The 20,196-nt window shown below is 72.8% G+C and carries 20 protein-coding genes; 6 read left to right on the top strand and 14 right to left on the bottom strand.

What is annotated here, in order from left to right; genetic code table 11:
• Positions 1 to 61: 61 nt before the first annotated feature.
• Positions 62 to 1,489 carry an argininosuccinate lyase gene (argH, locus tag JIW86_RS31140; RefSeq protein ID WP_257557108.1) on the bottom strand — a complete coding sequence of 476 codons (1,428 nt, stop codon included), beginning with the start codon at positions 1,487 to 1,489 and terminating at the stop codon, positions 62 to 64.
• 95 nt (positions 1,490 to 1,584) lie between these two features.
• The gene (locus JIW86_RS31135) at positions 1,585 to 2,778 is read right to left on the bottom strand and encodes an argininosuccinate synthase (protein ID WP_257557106.1); all 1,194 of its coding nucleotides are present in this window, start codon (positions 2,776 to 2,778) and stop codon (positions 1,585 to 1,587) included.
• A gap of 167 nt (positions 2,779 to 2,945) precedes the next feature.
• Between JIW86_RS31135 and JIW86_RS31130 the strand changes: the two genes are divergently transcribed.
• Genes JIW86_RS31130 through JIW86_RS31120 form a run of 3 tightly spaced genes read left to right on the top strand, consistent with a single transcriptional unit; the run spans position 2,946 to position 5,650 of the window.
• Positions 2,946 to 4,361, top strand: coding sequence for a HEAT repeat domain-containing protein (locus JIW86_RS31130; protein WP_257557105.1), 1,416 nt, complete (start codon positions 2,946 to 2,948; stop codon positions 4,359 to 4,361).
• A gap of 5 nt (positions 4,362 to 4,366) precedes the next feature.
• A complete protein-coding gene (locus JIW86_RS31125) occupies positions 4,367 to 4,948 on the top strand; it encodes a pyridoxamine 5'-phosphate oxidase family protein (RefSeq protein WP_215149657.1) in 582 nt (193 codons plus the stop codon).
• Positions 4,949 to 4,954: 6 nt separating this feature from the next.
• Positions 4,955 to 5,650, top strand: a complete 696-nt coding sequence (locus JIW86_RS31120) for a L,D-transpeptidase family protein (protein WP_416237698.1) — start codon at positions 4,955 to 4,957, stop codon at positions 5,648 to 5,650.
• A 13-nt stretch (positions 5,651 to 5,663) separates the two neighbouring features.
• Here the strand turns inward: JIW86_RS31120 and JIW86_RS31115 are convergent, their stop codons facing one another.
• The 8 genes from JIW86_RS31115 to JIW86_RS31080 all read right to left on the bottom strand — a co-directional run bounded on the left by JIW86_RS31115 (position 5,664) and on the right by JIW86_RS31080 (position 13,411).
• Entirely contained in the window at positions 5,664 to 6,200 is a 537-nt protein-coding gene (locus JIW86_RS31115; RefSeq protein WP_257557104.1) for an arginine repressor, read from the bottom strand.
• Between the two features lie 7 nt (positions 6,201 to 6,207).
• The gene (locus JIW86_RS31110) at positions 6,208 to 7,407 is read right to left on the bottom strand and encodes an acetylornithine transaminase (RefSeq protein WP_257557102.1); all 1,200 of its coding nucleotides are present in this window, start codon (positions 7,405 to 7,407) and stop codon (positions 6,208 to 6,210) included.
• Complete coding sequence (gene argB, locus JIW86_RS31105; protein ID WP_215149655.1) at positions 7,404 to 8,312, bottom strand: acetylglutamate kinase; 909 nt, start codon at positions 8,310 to 8,312, stop codon at positions 7,404 to 7,406. Before argB ends, JIW86_RS31110 begins: the two co-directional genes overlap by 4 nt.
• Positions 8,309 to 9,466: a bifunctional glutamate N-acetyltransferase/amino-acid acetyltransferase ArgJ gene (gene argJ / locus JIW86_RS31100; protein WP_257557099.1), complete on the bottom strand. Its 1,158-nt coding sequence runs from the start codon at positions 9,464 to 9,466 to the stop codon at positions 8,309 to 8,311. The genes argB and argJ overlap by 4 nt, the downstream gene beginning before the upstream one ends.
• On the bottom strand, positions 9,463 to 10,491 hold the full coding sequence (gene argC, locus JIW86_RS31095) for an N-acetyl-gamma-glutamyl-phosphate reductase (protein WP_257557097.1): 1,029 nt from the start codon (positions 10,489 to 10,491) through the stop codon (positions 9,463 to 9,465). The genes argJ and argC overlap by 4 nt, the downstream gene beginning before the upstream one ends.
• 86 nt (positions 10,492 to 10,577) lie before the next feature.
• Positions 10,578 to 11,330 carry an N-acetyltransferase gene (locus JIW86_RS31090; RefSeq protein ID WP_257557096.1) on the bottom strand — a complete coding sequence of 251 codons (753 nt, stop codon included), beginning with the start codon at positions 11,328 to 11,330 and terminating at the stop codon, positions 10,578 to 10,580.
• Positions 11,331 to 11,370: 40 nt separating this feature from the next.
• Positions 11,371 to 11,946 carry a histidine phosphatase family protein gene (locus JIW86_RS31085; protein WP_215149651.1) on the bottom strand — a complete coding sequence of 192 codons (576 nt, stop codon included), beginning with the start codon at positions 11,944 to 11,946 and terminating at the stop codon, positions 11,371 to 11,373.
• 31 nt (positions 11,947 to 11,977) lie between these two features.
• Entirely contained in the window at positions 11,978 to 13,411 is a 1,434-nt protein-coding gene (locus JIW86_RS31080; protein ID WP_257557095.1) for a PLP-dependent aminotransferase family protein, read from the bottom strand.
• Between JIW86_RS31080 and JIW86_RS31075 the strand changes: the two genes are divergently transcribed.
• Together JIW86_RS31075 and JIW86_RS31070 are read left to right on the top strand one after the other, a co-directional pair.
• Positions 13,410 to 14,327 (top strand): DMT family transporter, encoded by a 918-nt coding sequence (locus JIW86_RS31075; protein ID WP_257557094.1) that lies wholly within the window; start codon positions 13,410 to 13,412, stop codon positions 14,325 to 14,327. The two genes, JIW86_RS31080 and JIW86_RS31075, sit on opposite strands and share 2 nt — an antisense overlap.
• A gap of 57 nt (positions 14,328 to 14,384) precedes the next feature.
• Complete coding sequence (locus JIW86_RS31070) at positions 14,385 to 14,582, top strand: DUF1918 domain-containing protein (protein ID WP_215149648.1); 198 nt, start codon at positions 14,385 to 14,387, stop codon at positions 14,580 to 14,582.
• A gap of 1 nt (position 14,583) precedes the next feature.
• On the opposite strand, the gene JIW86_RS31065 is transcribed toward JIW86_RS31070, so the two are convergent.
• Positions 14,584 to 15,828 carry a glycoside hydrolase family 10 protein gene (locus JIW86_RS31065; protein ID WP_257557093.1) on the bottom strand — a complete coding sequence of 415 codons (1,245 nt, stop codon included), beginning with the start codon at positions 15,826 to 15,828 and terminating at the stop codon, positions 14,584 to 14,586.
• A 153-nt stretch (positions 15,829 to 15,981) separates the two neighbouring features.
• Here JIW86_RS31065 and JIW86_RS31060 point away from each other — a divergent pair, with 153 nt between their 5' ends.
• The gene (locus JIW86_RS31060; RefSeq protein ID WP_257557092.1) at positions 15,982 to 16,884 is read left to right on the top strand and encodes a 3-hydroxybutyryl-CoA dehydrogenase; all 903 of its coding nucleotides are present in this window, start codon (positions 15,982 to 15,984) and stop codon (positions 16,882 to 16,884) included.
• Between the two features lie 3 nt (positions 16,885 to 16,887).
• On the opposite strand, the gene JIW86_RS31055 is transcribed toward JIW86_RS31060, so the two are convergent.
• From JIW86_RS31055 to JIW86_RS31045, 3 genes are all read right to left on the bottom strand, one after another.
• On the bottom strand, positions 16,888 to 17,415 hold the full coding sequence (locus JIW86_RS31055; RefSeq protein ID WP_406367462.1) for an NUDIX hydrolase: 528 nt from the start codon (positions 17,413 to 17,415) through the stop codon (positions 16,888 to 16,890).
• A 62-nt stretch (positions 17,416 to 17,477) separates the two neighbouring features.
• On the bottom strand, positions 17,478 to 18,818 hold the full coding sequence (locus JIW86_RS31050) for a transcriptional regulator (RefSeq protein WP_257557090.1): 1,341 nt from the start codon (positions 18,816 to 18,818) through the stop codon (positions 17,478 to 17,480).
• 307 nt (positions 18,819 to 19,125) lie between these two features.
• Positions 19,126 to 20,115, bottom strand: coding sequence for a PP2C family protein-serine/threonine phosphatase (locus JIW86_RS31045; RefSeq protein ID WP_215149643.1), 990 nt, complete (start codon positions 20,113 to 20,115; stop codon positions 19,126 to 19,128).
• Positions 20,116 to 20,196 lie beyond the last annotated feature (81 nt).

Here is a 20,196-nt window from a genome sequence, read left to right as displayed (position 1 = left end):
CCCGTAAACGCCGGAGGGGCGGTCGGAGCGGGTGCTCCGGCCGCCCCTCCGGGCTCGTCGGCTACTGCTTGTGCGCCGCCCAGGCGTGCTGGATGACCAGGTCCGCCTTGAGCTCGGTCAGCTGGATCGCGACCGCCGAAGGGGCGGTGCCGCCGCGGCCGTTGCGGGAGGCCAGCGCGCCGGGCACGTTGAGGACGGTGCGGACCTCGGGCGTCAGGTGCTCCGAGATCTTCGCGAACTGCTCGTCCGTGAGTTCGTCCAGCTCGATGCCGAGCGACTCGCACTCCTTCACGCACTCACCGGCCACCTCGTGGGCGACGCGGAACGGCACGCCCTGCTTGACCAGCCACTCCGCGATGTCGGTGGCGAGCGAGAAGCCGGCCGGAGCCAGTTCCTCCATCCGCTCCCGGTGGACCGTGAGGGTGGCCATCATGCCGGTGAAGGCCGGCAGCAGGACCTCGAGGGTGTCGCAGGAGTCGAAGACCGGCTCCTTGTCCTCCTGGAGGTCGCGGTTGTACGCGAGCGGCAGCGCCTTCAGCGTGGCCAGGAGGCCGGTCAGGTTGCCGATGAGACGGCCCGACTTGCCGCGCGCCAGCTCCGCGATGTCCGGGTTCTTCTTCTGCGGCATGATCGACGACCCGGTGGAGAAGGCGTCGTGCAGGGTCACGAAGGAGAACTCCTTCGTGTTCCAGATGATGATCTCCTCCGCGATCCGGGACAGGTTGATCCCGATCATCGCGGTGATGAAGGCGAACTCGGCGACGAAGTCGCGCGAGGCGGTGCCGTCGATGGAGTTGCCGACCGAGCCCCGCTCGAAGCCCAGGTCGGCGGCGACCGCCTCCGGGTCCAGGCCGAGCGAGGAGCCGGCCAGCGCCCCCGAGCCGTACGGGGAGACCGCGGTCCGGGTGTCCCACTGGCGCAGCCGCTCGGCGTCCCGGGACAGGGACTGCACGTGGGCCAGTACGTGGTGCGCGAAGAGCACCGGCTGCGCGTGCTGGAGGTGGGTCCGGCCCGGCATCGCCACGTCCGCGTGGGTCTCGGCGAGGCCGACCAGCGCGTCCTGGAGGTCGGCGACGAGCTCGCCGATGAGCCGGGCGTGGTCGCGCAGGTACATCCTGAAGAGGGTGGCCACCTGGTCGTTGCGGGACCGGCCGGCCCGCAGCTTGCCGCCGAGGTCGGCGCCGAGCCGCTCCAGCAGGCCGCGCTCCAGTGCGGTGTGCACGTCCTCGTCGGCGATGGTGCCGGTGAACGTGCCCGCGGCGACATCGGCCTCGAGCCGGTCGAGTCCGTCGGTCATGCGCTCGAGCTCATCGGCCGTGAGCAGGCCCGCCTTGTGCAGCACGCGCGCGTGGGCACGGGACCCCGCGATGTCGTACGGCGCGAGGCGCCAGTCGAAGTGGACCGACGCGGACAGCTTCGCGAGGGCCTCGGCGGGGCCGTCGGCGAAGCGGCCGCCCCAGAGCCGGACGTCACCGTTGTTGCTGCTCACAGCTACTGCTCCTCAAGACTGCATGGTGTGGGATGTGCAACCGCCTCCCGGTCGCGGAGGTAACGGGAGGCGGTCCGTTCGGCCGTGGTTACGCCTCAGGCGAGGTCACGGCGCGCGGCGATCTTCGAGGAGAGGCCGAAGATCTCGATGAAGCCCTGGGCCTTGGACTGGTCGAAGGTGTCGCCCGAGTCGTAGGTCGCCAGGTTGAAGTCGTACAGCGACTCGTCCGACTTCCGGCCGGTGACGACGGCGCGGCCGCCGTGCAGGGTCATCCGGATGTCACCGGTGACGTGCTGGTTGGCCTCGTTGATGAAGCCGTCCAGCGCCCGCTTCAGCGGGGAGAACCACAGGCCGTCGTAGACCATCTCGCCCCAGCGCTGCTCGACCTGCCGCTTGTAGCGGGCCAGTTCGCGCTCGACGGTGACGTTCTCCAGCTCCTGGTGGGCGGTGATCAGCGCGATCGCGCCCGGGGCCTCGTACACCTCGCGGGACTTGATGCCGACGAGGCGGTCCTCGACGATGTCGATCCGGCCGATGCCCTGGGCTCCGGCGCGCTCGTTGAGCTGCTGGATGGCCTGGAGGACGGAGACGGGCTTGCCGTCGATGGCGACCGGGACGCCGGCCTTGAAGGAGATGACGACCTCGTCGGCCTCGCGGGGGACGGCCGGGTTCGAGGTGTACTCGTAGATGTCCTCGATCGGCGCGTTCCAGATGTCCTCCAGGAAGCCCGTCTCGACGGCGCGCCCGAAGACGTTCTGGTCGATGGAGTACGGGGACTTCTTGGTCGTCGCGATCGGGAGGTCTGCCTTCTCGGCGAAGGCGATCGCCTTGTCCCGGGTCATCGCGTAGTCGCGGACCGGGGCGATGCACTTGAGGTCGGGGCCGAGGGCGGCGATGCCGGCCTCGAAGCGGACCTGGTCGTTGCCCTTGCCGGTGCAGCCGTGGGCGACGATCGAGGCGCCGTGCTTGTGGGCGGCGGCGACCAGGTGCTTGACGATCGCCGGGCGGGAGAGCGCCGAGACCAGCGGGTAGCGGTCCATGTAGAGGGCGTTCGCCTTGATCGCCGGGAGGCAGTACTCGTCGGCGAACTCGTCCTTGGCGTCCGCGACCTCGGCTTCGACCGCACCGCAGGCGAGCGCGCGCTTGCGGATGACGTCCAGGTCCTCGCCACCCTGGCCGACGTCCACGGCAACGGCGATGACCTCTGCGCCCGTTTCCTCGGCGATCCAGCCGATGGCGACGGAGGTGTCCAGGCCGCCTGAATAGGCGAGTACGACGCGCTCGGCCACGGGTTTCTCCTTACGGTGCAATCAACGACAGGCATAACTATGCACTGCTCCGTATGTTTCGTCAATCAAGCCTCGTCGCCCCCACCTGACCAGCGGATATATCGGAGGCGCGAGGGCTGCTCCCTTGCCTAGGCTCCACGGCAAGGACAACAGGAGGGGGCGGCCGCATGAGCGCGAGGCGGGAACGGGCGATACGGACGGGGCACGCGAGCGCGGACCGCCTGATGGACGGCGGGCACCCCGGTCACACCCCGGTGCCGCTCCCCGAGGGCGTGGCCGAGACGTGGATCGCCTTCGACCAGGCGGTACGGGACATCCACCGCTTCCGGTACGGGACCGCGTACAACGGCGCGGACGTGGTGGCGCTGTGCCATCCCGACGGCTACGTCCGCGAAGGCGCGCTCCGAGGGCCGGATCCTGTGCTCGAACTCGTCGCGATCCGCTGCACCGACTGGGTTCCGGCCGTACGGGAACAGGCCCGGCGCGTGCTGCGCGCGGTGCTGGACGCCGACCCCGCGGGCACGGTGCGCCGGCTGACCCCGCTCCTGCTGCGGCTGGGCCGCCGCGAGCACGGCGCCTGGGCCCTGGAGCTGCTGCCCGCGGCGCTGCGCGGCGAGCGGCTGCGGGCCGAGCTGCGCGGGAGCCCGGACCTGCCGACCCGGCGGTTCGCCGCGCGGCTGTCGCTGGAGAGCGGCGAGTTCGGGGGGCGGGAGCTCGCCCGGCTGGCCGCCGCCGAGCTGGATCCGCAGACCAGTCAGCTATGGGCGGACGCCGCGCTCGCGGCCATGGCAGCCGACGGGCCGGACGACGAGGCCTTCGACTCCCTGGTCGGCGCCCACCTCCCGATGGTTCGCGCCACCGGGGTCACCGCCCTGCGCGGGGCCGGCCGGGCCGCCGAGGCCGGGAAGCACCTCACCGACCGCTCCGGGCTGGTCCGGGCCTGCGCCCGCTGGGTGGTCCGCCAGGACGGCGGCGACCCGTACGCCCACTACCGCGAGCTGGTCGAGGACCCGGGCAGCATCACCCCTTACGCCGTGACCGGCTTCGCCGAGTGCGCCCGCCGCGGGGACGCGCCGCTGCTGCGCGCGCTGCTGGCGCACCCCGGCAACGCGGTGCGGGCCGCCGCCGTGGGCGGGCTGCGGCTGCTGGACGTCACCGACCACGAGCTGCTGCGCCCGCTGCTGGACGACCCGTCGGCGGCCGTGGCCCGCGAGGCCTCCCTGAGCCTGCGCGCCACGGCCGGGCGGCTGCCCACCGACTGGCTGCTGGCCCGCATCGCGCCCGACCGGCCGGCGCACACCCGCCGGGCCGCGTACCGGCTGCTGCACGCGCAAGGCGGTGTGGCCGGATTGCGGGCCTCGGTGGAGCTGCTGACGGACGGTGACCCGGTCCTGCGGCGCATCGCCGCGCAGCACATCCAGAGCATCTGGTCCCCGTACCGGCCGCTCGCCCTGCCGGCCCGGGACCCGGAGGTCGGCGCCCTGCTGGACTGCTGCGCGGGGCTGTTCAGCGACTGGGTCCTGCGGCAGATGCGATCGCGGCTCGGACTTCCTCCCGGGAAATCCACGACGGACGGATACTGATCACCATGGGAAAGCAATACGAACGCATAGACGGACGGCTGCGCAAGTTCATCGAGGAGCAGCCTGTCTTCTTCACTGCCACCGCCCCGCTCGCGGGTGACGGCCACGTCAACCTGTCCCCCAAGGGCCGCGCCGGGACCCTCGTCGTCATCGACGAGCAGACCCTCGCGTACCTCGACTTCGGCGGCAGCGGCGCCGAGACCATCGCCCACGTCCGCGAGAACGGCCGCATCACCCTCATGTGGTGCGCGTTCAGCGGACCGCCCAACATCGTGCGCGTGCACGGCGAGGGCGAGGCGGTCTTCCGCGACGACCCGCGCTGGGGCGAGCTGATCGCCCTGTTCGGCGAGGCCGACGGCCCCTCCGCGCGGGCGATCATCCTCGTTCACGCCCGCCGGATCGCCGACACGTGCGGGTACGCCGTCCCCTTCATGGAGTACGAGGCCGAGCGCACCCTCCACGCGGAGTACTTCGGCCGCAAGACGGACGAGGAGTTCGCCGAGTACTGCGAGAAGAAGGATTTCATCGGGACGAGCCTCGACGGCCTGCCTGCGCTGCCTCTGCCCCTTCCGGCCCGTACCGTCTGACATGTGCTGCGTACCGCTCTCGTCACGGGCTCACTGATCGTCACCACCCTGCTCCCGCAGAGCTTCCAGAGTCACGCCCCGCTGCCCGCCCGGCTCGCCGACACCGGCGGCGGAAGCCAGCTGATCACCGCCGTCGCACCCGCCCCCGGCTCCACGACCGGGCGGCTGACCTGGTGGGACCGGCGGGCGGGGCGCTGGTACGAGGCCGGGAGCGCGGACGCCCGCTTCGGGGCGAACGGCCTCACCGAGGGCGCGACCCGGACCCAGGGCACGAACACCACCCCGGCGGGGCTGTACGACCTGCCGTACGCCTTCGGGATCCGGCACGCGCCGGCGGGTACGGAGTACCGCTACCGGCGGGTGACCGGCAGCTCGTGGTGGTGCCAGGACAACGCGTCCGCCGCCTACAACCGCTGGGTGGAGCCGCTGCCCGCGCACTGCGCGCCGGGCGAGGCGGAGCACCTGGTGACGTACGAGAAGCAGTACGCGCACGCCCTGGTCATCGGCTTCAACTACGCCGAGCCGGTGCGCGGCCGGGGCGCCGGGATCTTCCTGCACGTCAACGGCAAGGGCGCGACGGCCGGTTGCGTGTCCGTACCGGAGCGGACCATGCGGGAGATCCTGCGCTGGGCGAACCCGCGCCGCCACCCCCACATCGCGATCGGCACCGAGTCCGGGGCCCTGGCCGTGACCCGGTACTAGGGGGTGTCCGGGGCTAGCCCTCCTTCTGCGCGAGGCGCAGGAGGTGGTCGGCCAGGGCCTGGCCGCCCGCCGGGTCGCGGCTGATCAGCATCAGGGTGTCGTCGCCCGCGATCGTGCCCAGGATCTCCCGGAGTTCGGCCTGGTCGATCGCGGAGGCGAGGAACTGCGCCGCACCCGGCGGGGTGCGCAGGACCACGAGGTTCGCGGAGGCCTCCGCCGAGATCAGCAGTTCGCCGGAGAGGCGCCGCATGCGCTCCTCCTTCGCCGACTCGCCGAGCGGGGCCTGCGGGGTGCGGAACCCGCCCTCGCTGGGCACCGCGTAGATCAGCTCGCCGCCGGTGTTGCGGATCTTCACCGCGCCCAGCTCGTCGAGGTCGCGGGAGAGCGTCGCCTGGGTGACGCTCAGCCCGTCGTCGGCGAGCAGCTTGGCCAGCTGGCTCTGCGAGCGGACCGGCTGCCGGTTGAGGATGTCCACGATCCGGCGGTGGCGGGCGGTGCGGGTCTGCGGGACGGCCTGCCCGCCTTGCTCGTTGTCCTGCGCCTGACTCATCGTCGTCTCATTCCCCGGATCCGTCCCCGTTGGCCGCGTCGAGGATGCCGGGCAGGTCCCGGAGGAACGCGTCCGCCTCGGCCTCGGAGAGTACGTACGGCGGCATGAGCCGTACGACGTCGGGGGCGGGCGCGTTGACCAGGTAACCGGCATCCTGAGCCGCCTGCTGCACCTGAGGCGCGAGGGGCTCGGTCAGCACGATACCCAGCAGAAGGCCCGCACCACGGACGTGGGAGACCAGCGGGTGCGCGGAAGCCTCGATTCCGGAGCGCAGCCGCTCGCCGCGCGCCTTGACCTGCTCGAGCAGGCCCTCGGCGGCGATGGTGTCGATGACGGCGAGTCCGGCGGCGCAGGCGACCGGGTTCCCTCCGAAGGTGGTGCCGTGCTGGCCCGGCTGGAGCAGGTCGGCGGCGGCTCCGAAGGCGACCACGGCGCCGATGGGCAGACCGCCGCCCAGCCCCTTCGCGAGCGCGACGAGGTCCGGCTCGACGCCCTCGTGCGCCTGGTGCTCGAACCACTGGCCGCACCGGCCGATGCCGGTCTGCACCTCGTCGAGGACGAGCAGGGTGCCGGTGGCGCGGGTGATCTCGCGGGCGGCCGTCAGGTATCCGGCGGGCGGGACGACGACGCCGTTCTCGCCCTGCACGGGTTCGATGACGACGAGTGCGGTCCGCTCGGTGACGGCGGCGCGCAGCGCCTCCACGTCGCCGTACGGAACGTGCGTGACGTCGCCGGGCAGCGGCAGGAAGGGGTCCTGCTTCTTCGGCTGGCCGGTGAGGGCGAGGGCGCCCATGGTCCGGCCGTGGAAGCCGCCCGTGGTGGCGACCATGTGGGTCCGCCCGGTCAGCCGGCCGATCTTGAAGGCGGCTTCGACGGCCTCGGCGCCGGAGTTGCAGAAGAAGACCTTGCCGGGGCGGCCGAAGAGCTGGAGCAGCCGCTCGCCGAGGGCGATGACCGGCTCGGAGGCGTAGAGGTTGGAGACGTGGCCGAGGGTCTGGATCTGGCCGGTGACGGCCGCGACGACGGCCGGGTGGGCATGGCCGAGCGCGTTGACCGCGATGCCGCCGACGAAGTCGGTGTACTGCTTGCCGTCCGCGTCCCAGACCTGGGCGCCCTCACCGCGTACGAGGGCCAGCGCGGGAGTGCCGTAGTTGTTGGTCAGCGCACCCTGCCAGCGGGTGCGGTACTCCTCGTTGCCGGTGGTCACCGGGGATCCCCTCCCTGTCCGTCGGGCACGACCATCGTGCCGATTCCCTCGTCCGTGAAGATCTCCAGCAGGATCGAATGCTGGACCCGCCCGTCGATCACGCGGGCGGTGGTGACGCCGTTGCGGACGGCGTGCAGGCAGCCCTCCATCTTGGGCACCATGCCGCTGGACAGCTCGGGCAGCAGCTTCTCCAGCTCGCTGACGGTGAGCCTGCTGATGACCTCGTCACTGTTGGGCCAGTCCGCGTAGAGGCCCTCGACGTCGGTGAGGACCATCAGCGTCTCGGCGCCGAGCGCGGCGGCGAGCGCGGCCGCCGCCGTGTCCGCGTTCACGTTGTACACATGGTGGTCGTCGGCGCTGCGCGCGATGGAGGAGATCACCGGAATCCGGCCGTCGGCCAGCAGCGCCTCGATCGCGCCGGTGTCGATCGCGGTGATCTCGCCGACCCGCCCGATGTCGACGAGCTCGCCGTCGATCTCCGGGCTGTGCTTGGTGGCGGTGATGGTGTGGGCGTCCTCGCCGGTCATGCCGACGGCGAGCGGCCCGTGCTGGTTCAGCAGCCCGACCAGCTCGCGCTGGACCTGGCCCGCCAGCACCATCCGTACGACGTCCATGGCCTCCGGGGTCGTGACGCGCAGGCCCGCCTTGAACTCGCTGATCAGTCCCTGCTTGTCGAGCTGGGCGTTGATCTGGGGGCCGCCGCCGTGCACCACGACCGGCTTGAGGCCGGCCTGGCGCAGGAAGACCACGTCCTGGGCGAAGGCGGCCTTGAGGTCCTCGTCGATCATGGCGTTGCCGCCGAACTTGATGACGACGACCTTGCCGTTGTGGCGGGTCAGCCAGGGCAGGGCCTCGATGAGGATCTCGGCCTTGGGCAGCGCGGTGTGCTTCCTCGCGGTGCTCATGAGCTGTACGCGCTGTTCTCGTGGACGTACTCGGCGGTCAGGTCGTTGGCCCAGATGACCGCGGACTCGGTGCCGGTGGACAGGTCGGCGGTGATGCGGACCTCGCGGTCCTTCATGCTCACCAGGTCGCGGTCCTCGCCGACCGAGCCGTTCCGGCAGACCCAGACCCCGTTGATGGCCACGTTCAGCCGGTCCGGGTCGAAGGCCGCCTTGGTGGTGCCGATGGCGGACAGCACCCGGCCCCAGTTCGGGTCCTCGCCGTGGATGGCGCACTTGAGCAGGTTGTTCCGGGCGATGGACCGGCCGACCTCGACCGCGTCGTCCTCGCTGGCCGCGCCGATGACCTCGATGCGGATGTCCTTGCTGGCGCCCTCGGCGTCGCCGATCAGCTGGCGGGCCAGGTCGCCGCAGACGGTCCGTACGGCCTCGGCGAACTCCTCGTACGCGGGCACCTTGCCGGAGGCCCCGGAGGCCAGCAGCAGCACCGTGTCGTTGGTGGACATGCAGCCGTCGGAGTCGACCCGGTCGAAGGTGGTGCGGGTGGCGGCGCGCAGCGCCTCGTCGAGGGTGGCGCTGTCCAGGTCGGCGTCGGTGGTGAGGACGACGAGCATGGTGGCCAGGCCCGGGGCGAGCATGCCCGCGCCCTTGGCCATGCCGCCGACGGTCCAGCCGTCCTTGGTGACCGTGGCCGTCTTGTGCACGGTGTCGGTGGTCTTGATGGCGACGGCCGCGGCCTCGCCGCCGTCCTCGCTGAGGGCGGCGGCCGCCGTGTCGATACCCCGCAGCAGCTTGTCCATGGGGAGCAGGACGCCGATCAGGCCGGTGGACGCGACCGCGATCTCGCCGGCGTTGAATTCCCCGCCCAGGACGGCGGCCACCTTCTCGGCGGTGGCGTGGGTGTCCTGGAAGCCCTTGGGGCCGGTGCAGGCGTTGGCGCCGCCGGAGTTCAGGACGACCGCGCTGACCGCTGCGCCGCGCAGGACCTGCTCGGACCAGTGCACGGGCGCGGCCTTGACGCGGTTGGAGGTGAAGACGCCCGCCGCCGCCAGGCGCGGTCCGTTGTTGACCACGAGGGCCAGGTCCGGGTTGCCGTTCGCCTTGATTCCGGCGGCGATGCCCGCTGCCGTGAATCCCTGTGCTGCCGTGACGCTCACGGTGCGACTCCGATCGTGGAAAGACCCAGGCTCTCGGGGAGACCGAGGGCGATGTTCATGCTCTGGACCGCGCCGCCTGCGGTGCCCTTGGTCAGGTTGTCGATGGCGCTGATGGCAATGATCCGCTGGGCGGACTCGTCGTAGGCGACCTGGACGTGGACGGCGTTCGAGCCGTGCACGGACTTGGTGGACGGCCACCGGCCCTCGGGCAGCAGGTGGACGAACGGCTCGTCGGCGTACGCCTTCTCGTAGGCGGCGCGCAGCGACTCGGCGGTGGTGCCGGGCAGGGCCTTGGCCGAGCAGGTGGCGAGGATGCCGCGCGCCATGGGCACGAGGTTCGCGGTGAAGGAGACGGAGACCCTGGTGCCCGCGAACGGGGACAGGTTCTGCACCATCTCGGGCGTGTGCCGGTGGCCTCCGCCCACTCCGTACGGGGTGACGTTGCCCATCACCTCGGCGCCGAGCAGGTGCGTCTTGAGCGCCTTGCCCGCGCCGGAGGTGCCGGTGGCGGCGACGATCACGGCGTCCGGCTCGGCGAGCTGCGCCTGGTACGCCGGGAACAGCGCGAGGGAGACGGCGGTGGGGAAGCAGCCGGGGACGGCGATGCGCTTGGCGCCTTCCAGCGCGGCGCGCCCGCCGGGCAGCTCGGGGAGCCCGTACGGCCAGGTCCCGGCGTGCGGGGCTCCGTAGAACTTGTCCCAGTCGGCCGAGTCCTTGAGCCGGTGGTCGGCGCCCATGTCGACGACGAGGACGTCCTCGCCGAGCTGGGCGGCGACGGCGGCGGACTGGCCGTGCGGAAGCGCGAGGAACACGACATCGTGCCCGGCGAGGACCTCGGGGGTGGTCGCCTCCAGGGTCCGCCCCGCGAGCGGCACGAGGTGCGGCTGCAGGTTGCCGAGGAGCTCTCCGGCGTTGGAGTGGCCGGTCAGCGCGCCGATCTCCACCTCGGGGTGCGAGAGCAGCAGGCGCAGGACTTCACCGCCCGCGTACCCGCTCGCACCGGCCACCGCTACACGTACCGCCATCGGACCCTCCTCGTCGATGGCATGACTATACGTATCTCCGCACGTTTATGCAAAGCCCTGTGCGGCTGTCCGTGGGCGCTGCCGGATCACCCGGTCAGGGCGTGGCGGACCCAGACGTTCGGTTCGACGTAGACCGCGTGGCCCTGCTCCGGTGCGCAGTGGACCGGGGCGAGGGCGCCCGGGACGTGGACCTGGCCCGGGGTGTCGAAGGGGAGGCCGGTCCACTCGCGCCACTGGGGGAGCGAGCCGGTGATCGTCATCGAGAGGGGGGCCACCGAGTCGATGACGCCGCCCGCGCGGACGTGGACGCGCAGCCAGGGGTCGTACGGGAGGCCGTCCTCGCGGGTGCGGTACGCGTACTCGTGGATGGAGGTGTCCGGCTCGGCCGGCTTTCCGCTCGGCCGGACCGGGGCCACGACCTCGGTGAAGCCGCGGGCTCGGGCGTTCTCCCGCATCGCGGCCAGCATCCGGCCGGACAGGCCCTCGCCCTGCCGGTCCGTGGCGACGCTGATCTCGATCGCGCTCACCGTGTCGGGCGCGATCCCGCGCCGCAGGTCGGAGAAGGCCCACATCAGGATCCGGTCCCAGCCCTGCGCGGGCAGCACCCCGCCGCGGCCCGGCGCGTGCTGGGCGAAGGGGACGCTGAACCCCCGGGCGACCACCGCGTCGCCGTCCGTGGCGATCAGGACGTACTCCGGCAGCTCGGCGACCATCCGGGGATACAGCAGCCAGGCGAGCGCATCGTGTTCGGCGAAGGCCGGCCAGGAGTCCGGCATGTCCCAGAGCCGGTCCGCCAGTTCGGGCCGCTCCGCCAGTGTGGTGATCGTTGTTCCGGTCATGTCCGCAGGCTAGGAGCCCACCGGGCGGGCCTCAACCGCATTACACCGGGGCTTGAAGCGAGAGGTGCCAGCGCCCCGACCAGCCCGTCAGGGTCATCGTGGACAGCGGCCGCACGTCCACGTTCCAGTAGGTCAGCGGAGGCGCCTTCAGCGCGTAGACCAGGGCCGCCCGGACCACCGAGGGCTCCGCCACCGCCACGATCGCGCCCCCGTCGTCGGCCGGCCTGGTGTCGAGCCAGCCGCCGATCCGGGAGATGAAGGCGAGCAGCGACTCGCCGCCGTGCGGGGCGGCGCGCGGGTCGGTGAGCCAGAGGTCCACCGCCCCCGGCTCGCGGGCGGTCACCTCGGCGAGGGTCAGCCCCCGCCAGCGGCCCATGTCGCACTCGCGGAGCGCGGGCTGGGCGAGCGGCGCGTACCCGAGCGCCTCGCCGGTGGCCCTGCTGCGCGGGGTGGGCGAGCAGTAGCGCAGATCGGCGGCGCCCAGCGGGACCAGGCCGGGGGCGGCGGACTCCACCGCGTGCCAGCCTGCCCCGTCGAGCGGGCGGTCGTCGTCGAAGCGCTCGGTGAGCAGCGAGGAACCACGGGCTGCGGCAACGAGCGAGACCCGAACATGCATGCGGTGATGGTGGGCCGCGCGCCGCACCTGGTCAAGCGTCTGCGCCCAGCCCCGCCCGCAGCCGCTGCACCGCCTCCACCAGCTCGCCGGGCCCCGACACCCCGGCGAAGCTCAGCCGGACGTGCGGACCGGGCGGCTCCGCGCAGAAGTACGGACGGCCGGGCGTGACCGCGACCCCGGCGCGCAGGGCGGCTGCCACGAACCCGGTGTCGTCTCCCCCGCCGCCCGGCCGCACCCACAACTGGTAGCCGCCGGAGGGCAGATGCGGCAGTTCGAGCCCGGGCAGCTCCCGCCGCAGGGCCCCGGCCAGGACGTCCCGGCGGTGGCGGAGCTCGGCGGCCACGGTCCTCAGGTGGCGCGGCCAGGCGGGCGCCCCGACCAGCTCCAGGGCGGCTTCCTGGAGCGGCCGGGGGACGAAGAAGCTGTCCACGACCTGGATGGCGCGCAGCCGGTCCACGACCGGCCCCCGGGCGGCCAGGGCGCCCACCCGCAGGCTGGGCGAGGTCGCCTTGGTCAGGGACCGGACGTGCACCACCACGCCGTCGGCGTCCTCGGCGGCCAGTGTGGCGGGCAGCGGCCCGCAGTCCTCGTGGGCCAGGGCCCGGGCGTAGTCGTCCTCGACGACGAAGGCCCCGGCGGCCCGGGCGATCCGCAGCACCTCGGCCCGCCGCCCGGGAGCCAGCACGGCTCCGGTCGGGTTCTGGAACAGCGGCTGGCATACGAAGACCCGCGCCCCGGTGGCTTCGAAGGCGGCGGCGAGCAGCTCCGGCCGGACCCCCTCGGCGTCCACCGGCACCGGCACGGGCCGGCAGCCGGAGGCGCGGGCGATGGCCAGCAGTCCGGGGTAGGTCGGCGACTCCACCAGGATCGGCGCCCCGGGCGGGGCGAGCGCCCGCAGGGCGGTGGCCAGCGCGCTCTGCCCGCCCGCGGTGACCAGCACATCGGCGGCCACGACCGGTCCGCCGATCTCCCGGGCGAACCAGTCGCGCAGCTCGGGCAGCCCCTCGACGGGCGGCCGCCCCCACGCCCCGGGCCGCCGCCCGGCCCGGGCCAGCGCGGCGGCCATGGCCCGCTCGGGCTGGAGGGAGGGGTGCAGGTAGCCGCCGTTGAGCTCGATCACCCCGGGGGGCGGGGTGGTCAGCGAGCTCAGTACCCCGGTGGCGTCCACGGAGCGCGGGACGATCTCACCGGCGCCCTCGGCACTGAGGGCGACCTCCTGCCAGGAGGTGTCCCCGGGCGCGGGCGCCGACGTACGCGGCCGTGCGCGGAAGACCCCGGCGCCGGGCCGGGTGACGACGAGGCCCTCGGCGGCGAGCTGCGCGAGGGCCCGGGAGACGGTGACGGGGCTGACCCGGTAGCGCTCGACCAGAGCCCGACTCGACGGGAGCTTTCCACCCACCGAGTAGCGGTTGAGTTCGGACCGCAGGGATTCTGCCAGTTCCGCGACACTGCTACGCTCGTACATGACAGCACAGAATAGCGCTACTCTGCCGACCACGGTAGCGGTTGAGGACTTCGCGACCCCGACTCGCACCCGGGGCACCCTCCTCGCCTCACTCGGCGTCGTCGCGTTTTCCCTGACCTTCCCCGCCACCGCATGGGGCCTGGAGAGCTTCGGCCCCTGGTCGCTCGTCGCGCTGCGCAGCGTCCTCGCGGCCGTCATCGCCGGCGGCTTCCTGCTGGCCCTGCGGGTCCCGCTGCCCGCCCGTGAGCACTGGGCGGGGCTGGCCGTCGTGGCCGCCGGGGTGGTCGTGGGATTCCCGCTGCTCACCACTCTCGCGCTGACCACCTCCACGACCTCGCACGCCGCCGTGGTGGTCGGGCTGCTCCCGCTGACGACGGCCGCGCTCTCCGCGGTGCGCACCGGGGCCCGGCCCTCGCGCCGGTTCTGGCGCGCCGCCCTGGCCGGGGCCGCCGTGGTCCTCGCCTTCACCGCGACCCAGAGCGGCGGCTCGCTCTCGGCCGGCGACGCCTACCTGTTCGGCGCCCTGCTGGTGTGCGCCGCCGGATACACCGAGGGCGGCCGGCTCGCCCGTACGCTGCCCGGCTGGCAGGTGATCGGCTGGGCTCTGGTGCTGTGCCTGCCGCTCACCCTGGCCGGCTCCGCGCTGGGGCTCGCGTACGAGCCGGTCCACCTCACCGGGCACGGGCTGGCCGGCCTGATCTGGGCGGCGGCCGGTTCCACCTTCCTCGGCCTGTACGTCTGGTACCGCGGCATGGCCGAGATCGGCGCACCCCGGGCCAGCCAGCTCCAGCTCGCCCAGCCCCTGCTGACCCTGGTCTGGTCGGTGGCGCTGCTCGGCGAGCACCTGTCCCCCGCCGCCCCGGTGGCCGCCTGCGCGGTCCTCGTCTGCATTGCCGTCACCCAACGGGTCAAATAGCCCCGGAACGACCTAAACTGCTAGCACCGGATCGGACCGCCACCGAGGAGGTCAGTTATGCGCGCGACCGAGGGCGACCAGCTGGTGCAGCACGGCAGGATCGTCGGACAGCACGACAAGGTGGGCGAGATCACCCAGGTGCTGGGCGAGAACGGAACCCCCCCGTACCGGGTCCGCTTCCAGGACGGTCACGAGGCCCTGATGGCCCCCGGACCCGACTGCACGGTCCGCCACCCAGGAGAGTCCGAGCACTGAATCAGCGCGGCGCCGCCGCCGATCCGTAGTGGTCGGCGACCACCCGCGCCATCGCTCCATTGGGGTCCGCGGCCACGTGCTTCGCCGAGAACCAGGCGTGGCCGCGGACCTCCGGATACTTCCTCGCGAAGGTGACGTGGCGGGACAGCTCCCCCGGATCGCGCCAGGCCGGGGTGGGGCTGTCCGCGTCGCAGCGGTACAGCGCCTCCCCCACGTACAGCTGCACGCCCGTGCCCGCCACCGTCCGCGCCCACCAGGGGACGACGTCCGCGTAGTCGGCGGTCGGGTGCCCGATGTGCCAGTAGGCCTGCGGCACGATGTAGTCGATCCAGCCCTCCTTGACCCACTTGCGGGTGTCCGCATACAGGTCGTCGTACGTTCCCAGGCCCGCCCGCGTGGGTGAACCGAGCGGGTCCCGGTCGGAGTTGCGCCACACCGCGAACGGGCTGACGCCGAACCGGGCAGCGGGCCGGACCTCCCGCAGCCGCGCGGACATCTCGCGGACCAGGGTGTCGGTGTTGTGGCGGCGCCAGTCGGACCGGGAGGGGAAGTCCGCCCCGTACTCCTCGTAGGCCGCGTCGTCGTCGAACTCCTCCCCCTCCACCGGGTAGGGGTAGAAGTAGTCGTCCCAGTGCACCCCGTCCACCGGGTAGCGGGAGACCGCGTCGAGCATGGCCTCCTGGACGAAGAGCCGCACCTCGGGCAGGCCGGGGTTGTAGAAGATCTTGCCGCCGTACTCCACGGTCCAGTCGGGGTTGCGCCGGGCCGGGTGCTCGGGGGCCAGCCGGTCCGGGTCGGTGTGGTTGGCCACGCGGTACGGGTTGAACCAGGCGTGCAGTTCCAGGCCGCGGGCGTGCGCTTCGGTGACGGCCGTACCCAGCGGGTCCCAGCCCGGATCCACCCCCTGCTCCCCCGTCAGCCACTGCGACCAGGGTTCCAGCCGCGAGGGCCACAGCGCGTCGGCCGCCGGCCGGACCTGGAGGATCACCGCGTTCAGACGGCGCCGCACCGCGGTGTCGAGGAGGCCGATCAGCTCCTTGCGCTGCTCCGCGGCCGGAAGCCCGCTCTCGGAGGGCCAGTCCACGTTCGACACCGAGGCGATCCACATGCCCCGGAACTCCGTGGTCGCGGCATGGCGGGAGGGCGGGGAGGCCGCCGCCCGCGCCGAAGCAGCCCGGCCACCCGTGGCCGCCGCCAGCGCCCACGCGGCCCCCGCCAGCAGTCCCCGACGTCCGATGTACGCCATGTGACGACTCCGTTCCGTTCCGTGACGTTCCGTTGCGTCCGCCCAGCATGCCCGCCCCGGCCCGCCACCGGGGTCAAGGTCGGGGGTAACGTCGGGGGGCGTGGCGGGCGCCGGAAAGCAGTTACCACTGTCAGCCCGGGGGACCCGCGATGGATGAGCAGCGAAAGGCACGAAGTGACGGACCTCTCTACCCTCCCGACCGACATCACCCGCGTCGGCGTAGTGGGCTGCGGCCAGATGGGCGCGGGCATCGCCGAGGTGTGTGCCCGCAGCGGTCTTGAGGTGAAGGTCGCCGAGACCACGGGCGAGGCCCTGGAGATCGGGCGCACCCGGCTGCACAACTCCCTGATGAAGGCCGCCGAACGCGGCAAGATCAGCGAGGAGGAGCGGGACGCCACCCTGGCCCGCCTCACCTTCACCACCGACCTCGGCGAGTTCGCCGACCGCGACCTGGTGATCGAGGCCGTCGTCGAGAACGAGCAGGTCAAGACGGAGATCTTCCAGGTCCTCGACCAGGTGATCACCCGCCCGGACGCGATCCTGGCCTCCAACACCTCCTCGATTCCGCTGGTCAAGCTGGCCGTCGCGACCTCGCGCCCCGACCAGGTCATCGGCATCCACTTCTTCAACCCGGCCCCGGTGCAGCAGCTCGTCGAGCTGATCCCGGCGCTGACCACGGGCGAGGAGACGGTGAAGCGCGCCGAGGCCCTGGTGCGGGACGTGCTGGGCAAGCACGCGATCCGCGCCCAGGACCGGTCCGGCTTCGTGGTCAACGCGCTCCTCATCCCGTACCTGCTGTCCGCGATCCGGATGTTCGAGTCCGGCATCGCGAGCCGCGAGGACATCGACAACGGCATGGAGCTGGGCTGCGCCCACCCGATGGGCCCGCTGAAGCTGGCGGACCTGATCGGCCTGGACACCGTGGCCTCGGTGGCCGACTCCATGTACGCCGAGTTCAAGGAGCCGCTGTACGCCGCTCCCCCGCTGCTCCAGCGGATGGTCGACGCGGGCCGCCTGGGCCGCAAGACCGGCTCGGGCTTCTACCCGTACGGCTGAGTCCTACGGCCGGCCGAGCCTGAGGTGGTGCAGCAGGAGCAGCCCGGCCGCCATGTTGGCGGCCGGAATCTCCCCGCGCGCGATCATGTCCGGCACCAGCTTGAGCGGGACCCACTCCCGGCGCGAGGACTCGAAGCCGTCCTCGGGGTGGCCGATGTACGTCGCCCCGTCCGCCCAGTAGAGGTGGTGGCGGGCATCGGTCAGCCCGTTGGACGGCTCCACGGTCATCAGGTGCCGGAGCGGGCCGGGCCGCCAGCCCGACTCCTCCTCCATCTCCCGCGCCGCCGCGCACTCGAGGGACTCCCCGTCCTCGACCACCCCGGCGGGCAGCTCCCAGCCCCAGCTGTCGGTGATGAAGCGGTGCCGCCACAGCAGCAGCACCTCGTTGGCCTCGTTGACGGCCGTGGCGACGGCGACCGGGCGCAGCCGGATCACGAAGTGGTCCAGGTGCCGGCCGTCGGGGAGTTCCACATCGGCGAGATTCACGTCGAACCAGCGGTTCTTGTACACGGTCTGCTCACTCAGGTTCATCCACTGCACGGTTGTGCCGCCTTCCGTTCGGATCGGTGGCAACATGGCAGCAGTTGAAGCCGTCACAGGGGAACGCGCAGCGCCCCGTCGATGAGCTGAGCGGTCTCCTCCGCGCCCGAACAACCGCTGGTCAGCAGCTGTTCGCGGACCGCCCGCAACCGGTCGCGGAGCCGCAGGGACTCCATCCCCTTGGCCCGTTCGGCCATTTCGGCCGCGGCCGCCACCGCCCGGTCCGCCTCTCCCTGCCGCAGCTGGATCTCGCACAGCATCGCGAGGCGGTGCACCCGGCCGCGGTCGTGCGCGGGGGTGCCGACGGCCGCGGTCGCCTGCTCGTGCGCGGCGGCGAGATCCCCCAGACCGAGCAGCGCCTCGGCGACCTGGACGTTGACCAGCCCCGGCTGTACGTAGCCGGTCTCGTCCGGTTCGGCGCCCGGAGTGATCCGCTCGGCCGCCGCCTCGGCGTGCCGGATGCAGTTCAATGCGGCCCGGGTGTCGCCGAGTTGGGCGTAGGCCTTGGCCTGCATCGCGTACAGGTCGGCGGCCAGCGCCGGGGTGGTGTGCCGGCCGGCGGCGCGCAGCGCGGCCTCGGCGAAGGCCACCGCCTGGCGGTACTCCCGCAGGTGCAGGGACTGGTTGACGATCAGCGCGATCACGTACGCCCCGAGCCCGCGGTCGCCGCTCGCCTTGGCCAGCCGCAGGGCCTGGTGGAAGTAGCGCTGGGCGAGCCCGTGGGCGTCCGAGTCGTACGCGCAGATCCCCGCCACCGCCACGAGGGACCCGGTGGCCCGGTGCAGCCGCCGGCCGAGGGCGTCGGGGTAACTGCCGCGCAGCATGGGCGCCGTCTCGCTGCCGAGGAAGCGCACGATCCGGTCCCGGGTGGCCACCCCGCCCGCCCGGCGGTACATCAGCTCGTAGTGCGCGCGGGCGGCCCGCAGGATCTCGATGTGCTCGGGCCCGATCCGGTCCGGGCCCTCGCGGGATACGTCGGCGTCCTCGGGCGGGTTCTCCCACTCCCAGACCGGGATGACGGCGGGGGTTCCGTTGACGGCCTGCGCGGTGAGCAGTTGGGGCCGGGCCTGCCCGTCGGCACGCCACAGAGCGGCGGCGCGGTCCACGAATCCGCTGAGCGGGGAGGCGTGCGGGGAGGCTGGCAGCCCCGGCACTCCGAAACCGACGTCGTCCAGCCCGACGGGCCGCTTCAGCCGGCCGCCGAGCACCTCGCAGATCAGGTCGGGGACCTGGCCGCGGGGCCGCTGGCCCTTCAACCACCGGGCGACGGCGGTGTGTTCGTAGCGCAGGGCGAGTCCGCGGCTGCGGCCCGCCTGGTTCACGTACGCGGCGAGTCCGGCGTGGGACATGCCCGCCTCGGCGAGGAGGGCGTCGAGCAGGACATTGGGCTGCATGGGCCGCTCCCGGGGCTCGTCGGTCTCAGGCTAGTGGGTACTTCGTTCACACGGGGTGTGAACGAAGTACGCGCATAAATGCGATACGCACTCTGCCGCCGGGGGTCCGCGGGGCGCTTCACTTAAGGGCCTCGCCAAGAGGCAGCCCGGGTCGTCGGCTCCCCCTCGTACAGTGCGACGACCCGTCACCGCGCCGCCCGTTCTGCTGTCTGCCCGACACTCCACGGCAGACGGGCGGCGTGCCGGTTCCCGCCGGTGCCCGGTTGGTCGCCGGGCCCGGCGGGACCGGCCATTCGGCCGGATCCGGTCAGCTCCGGTCGTCGCGGAGCACCAGCAGGGCGACGTCGTCGGCGAGCCGCCCGCCGGTGTGCCGGAGCAGGGCCGCGTGCACGCCCGCGACCAGCCGCGCGGGCGTGAGCGGTGCCTCTGCGAGGACGCTCTGCAGGGGGAAGAACGCGCCGGCGGCATTCCGGGCCTCCCCGGCACCGTCGGTGTGCAGGAACAGCGTCTCCCCGGGCCGCAGTTCACCGCAGGCGTGCGGTTGCGGATCGCGCGGCAGCGGCAGGACCCCGAGCGGCGGCATGGTCTCGCCGTCCAGCGCCCGCACGTCGGTGAGCCGCTGCGCGGGGCCCGGCGCGAAGCCCCAGCTGCGCAGCAGGTACGGCCAGGGGTGGCCGCAGTTCAGGGCCAGGAGGGTGCCGTCCGGGGCGATCTGGAGGAGCAGGACCGTCACGAACTCCTCGGCCGACGGGGACTCCGGCTCGGCCGGGCAGGCCGACGGGTGCTCGGCCCGGGCCCGGTCACGGACGTGGCGGCCCAGCGCCCGCTCCATCCGCACCATTACGCCGCCCAGCGACACCTCGTCGTACGCCGCTTCGCGGAAGGCCCCCAGGACCGCCGCGGCCGCCCCCAGCGCCGGCAGCCCGTGCCCCCGTACGTCCCCGATGACCACCCGGACGCCGTGCACCGTCGGCACGGCCTCGTACAGGTCGCCGCCCACCGTCGCGCCCCGGCTCGCCGACAGCTGCGCGGCGGCCAGGGTCAGCCCGTCCATCCGTCTCGGCAGCGGCCGCAGCAGTGCCCGCTGCGCGGCCCCCGCGATCTCCTGCGAACGCCTCAGCTCCGCGACCAGCCCGCGCCGGATGTGCAGGGCGCAGCCCGTCGCCAGCAGCAGGAACGCCGCGCACGTGGCCAGGCTCGGTACCAGCCGCCCCGGGGTGGACAACTCCCAGGACACCGCGGCGCCGCCCCACGCGAAGACGCACACCCGGCGCACCTGGGGCATCTCCCCGATCATCACGGCCTCCCCTCGGCCGCAATGATTGTGCCGATCACCCGCCGGCCCGGACACGGGTCGCCCGCGTTCTCACCCGAACGA

The organism is Streptomyces sp. NBC_00162, assembly GCF_024611995.1.
In the GTDB taxonomy this organism is placed as follows: domain Bacteria; phylum Actinomycetota; class Actinomycetes; order Streptomycetales; family Streptomycetaceae; genus Streptomyces.
Note: the sequence above shows the minus strand (reverse complement) of the source record. Positions and strands in the feature narration are given on the sequence as shown.

Coding starts and splice junctions, on each gene's coding strand:
- argC (WP_257557097.1), bottom strand. CDS start 10,491: ATGGCGGTACGTGTAGCGGTGGCCGGTGCGAGCGGGTACGCGGGCGGT.
- JIW86_RS31090 (WP_257557096.1), bottom strand. CDS start 11,330: ATGACCGGAACAACGATCACCACACTGGCGGAGCGGCCCGAACTGGCG.
- JIW86_RS31085 (WP_215149651.1), bottom strand. CDS start 11,946: ATGCATGTTCGGGTCTCGCTCGTTGCCGCAGCCCGTGGTTCCTCGCTG.
- JIW86_RS31075 (WP_257557094.1), top strand. CDS start 13,410: ATGACAGCACAGAATAGCGCTACTCTGCCGACCACGGTAGCGGTTGAG.
- JIW86_RS31115 (WP_257557104.1), bottom strand. CDS start 6,200: ATGAGTCAGGCGCAGGACAACGAGCAAGGCGGGCAGGCCGTCCCGCAG.
- JIW86_RS31130 (WP_257557105.1), top strand. CDS start 2,946: ATGAGCGCGAGGCGGGAACGGGCGATACGGACGGGGCACGCGAGCGCG.
- JIW86_RS31070 (WP_215149648.1), top strand. CDS start 14,385: ATGCGCGCGACCGAGGGCGACCAGCTGGTGCAGCACGGCAGGATCGTC.
- JIW86_RS31060 (WP_257557092.1), top strand. CDS start 15,982: ATGAGCAGCGAAAGGCACGAAGTGACGGACCTCTCTACCCTCCCGACC.
- JIW86_RS31045 (WP_215149643.1), bottom strand. CDS start 20,115: ATGATCGGGGAGATGCCCCAGGTGCGCCGGGTGTGCGTCTTCGCGTGG.
- JIW86_RS31050 (WP_257557090.1), bottom strand. CDS start 18,818: ATGCAGCCCAATGTCCTGCTCGACGCCCTCCTCGCCGAGGCGGGCATG.
- JIW86_RS31080 (WP_257557095.1), bottom strand. CDS start 13,411: ATGTACGAGCGTAGCAGTGTCGCGGAACTGGCAGAATCCCTGCGGTCC.
- argB (WP_215149655.1), bottom strand. CDS start 8,312: ATGAGCACCGCGAGGAAGCACACCGCGCTGCCCAAGGCCGAGATCCTC.
- JIW86_RS31055 (WP_406367462.1), bottom strand. CDS start 17,415: ATGAACCTGAGTGAGCAGACCGTGTACAAGAACCGCTGGTTCGACGTG.
- JIW86_RS31125 (WP_215149657.1), top strand. CDS start 4,367: ATGGGAAAGCAATACGAACGCATAGACGGACGGCTGCGCAAGTTCATC.
- JIW86_RS31065 (WP_257557093.1), bottom strand. CDS start 15,828: ATGGCGTACATCGGACGTCGGGGACTGCTGGCGGGGGCCGCGTGGGCG.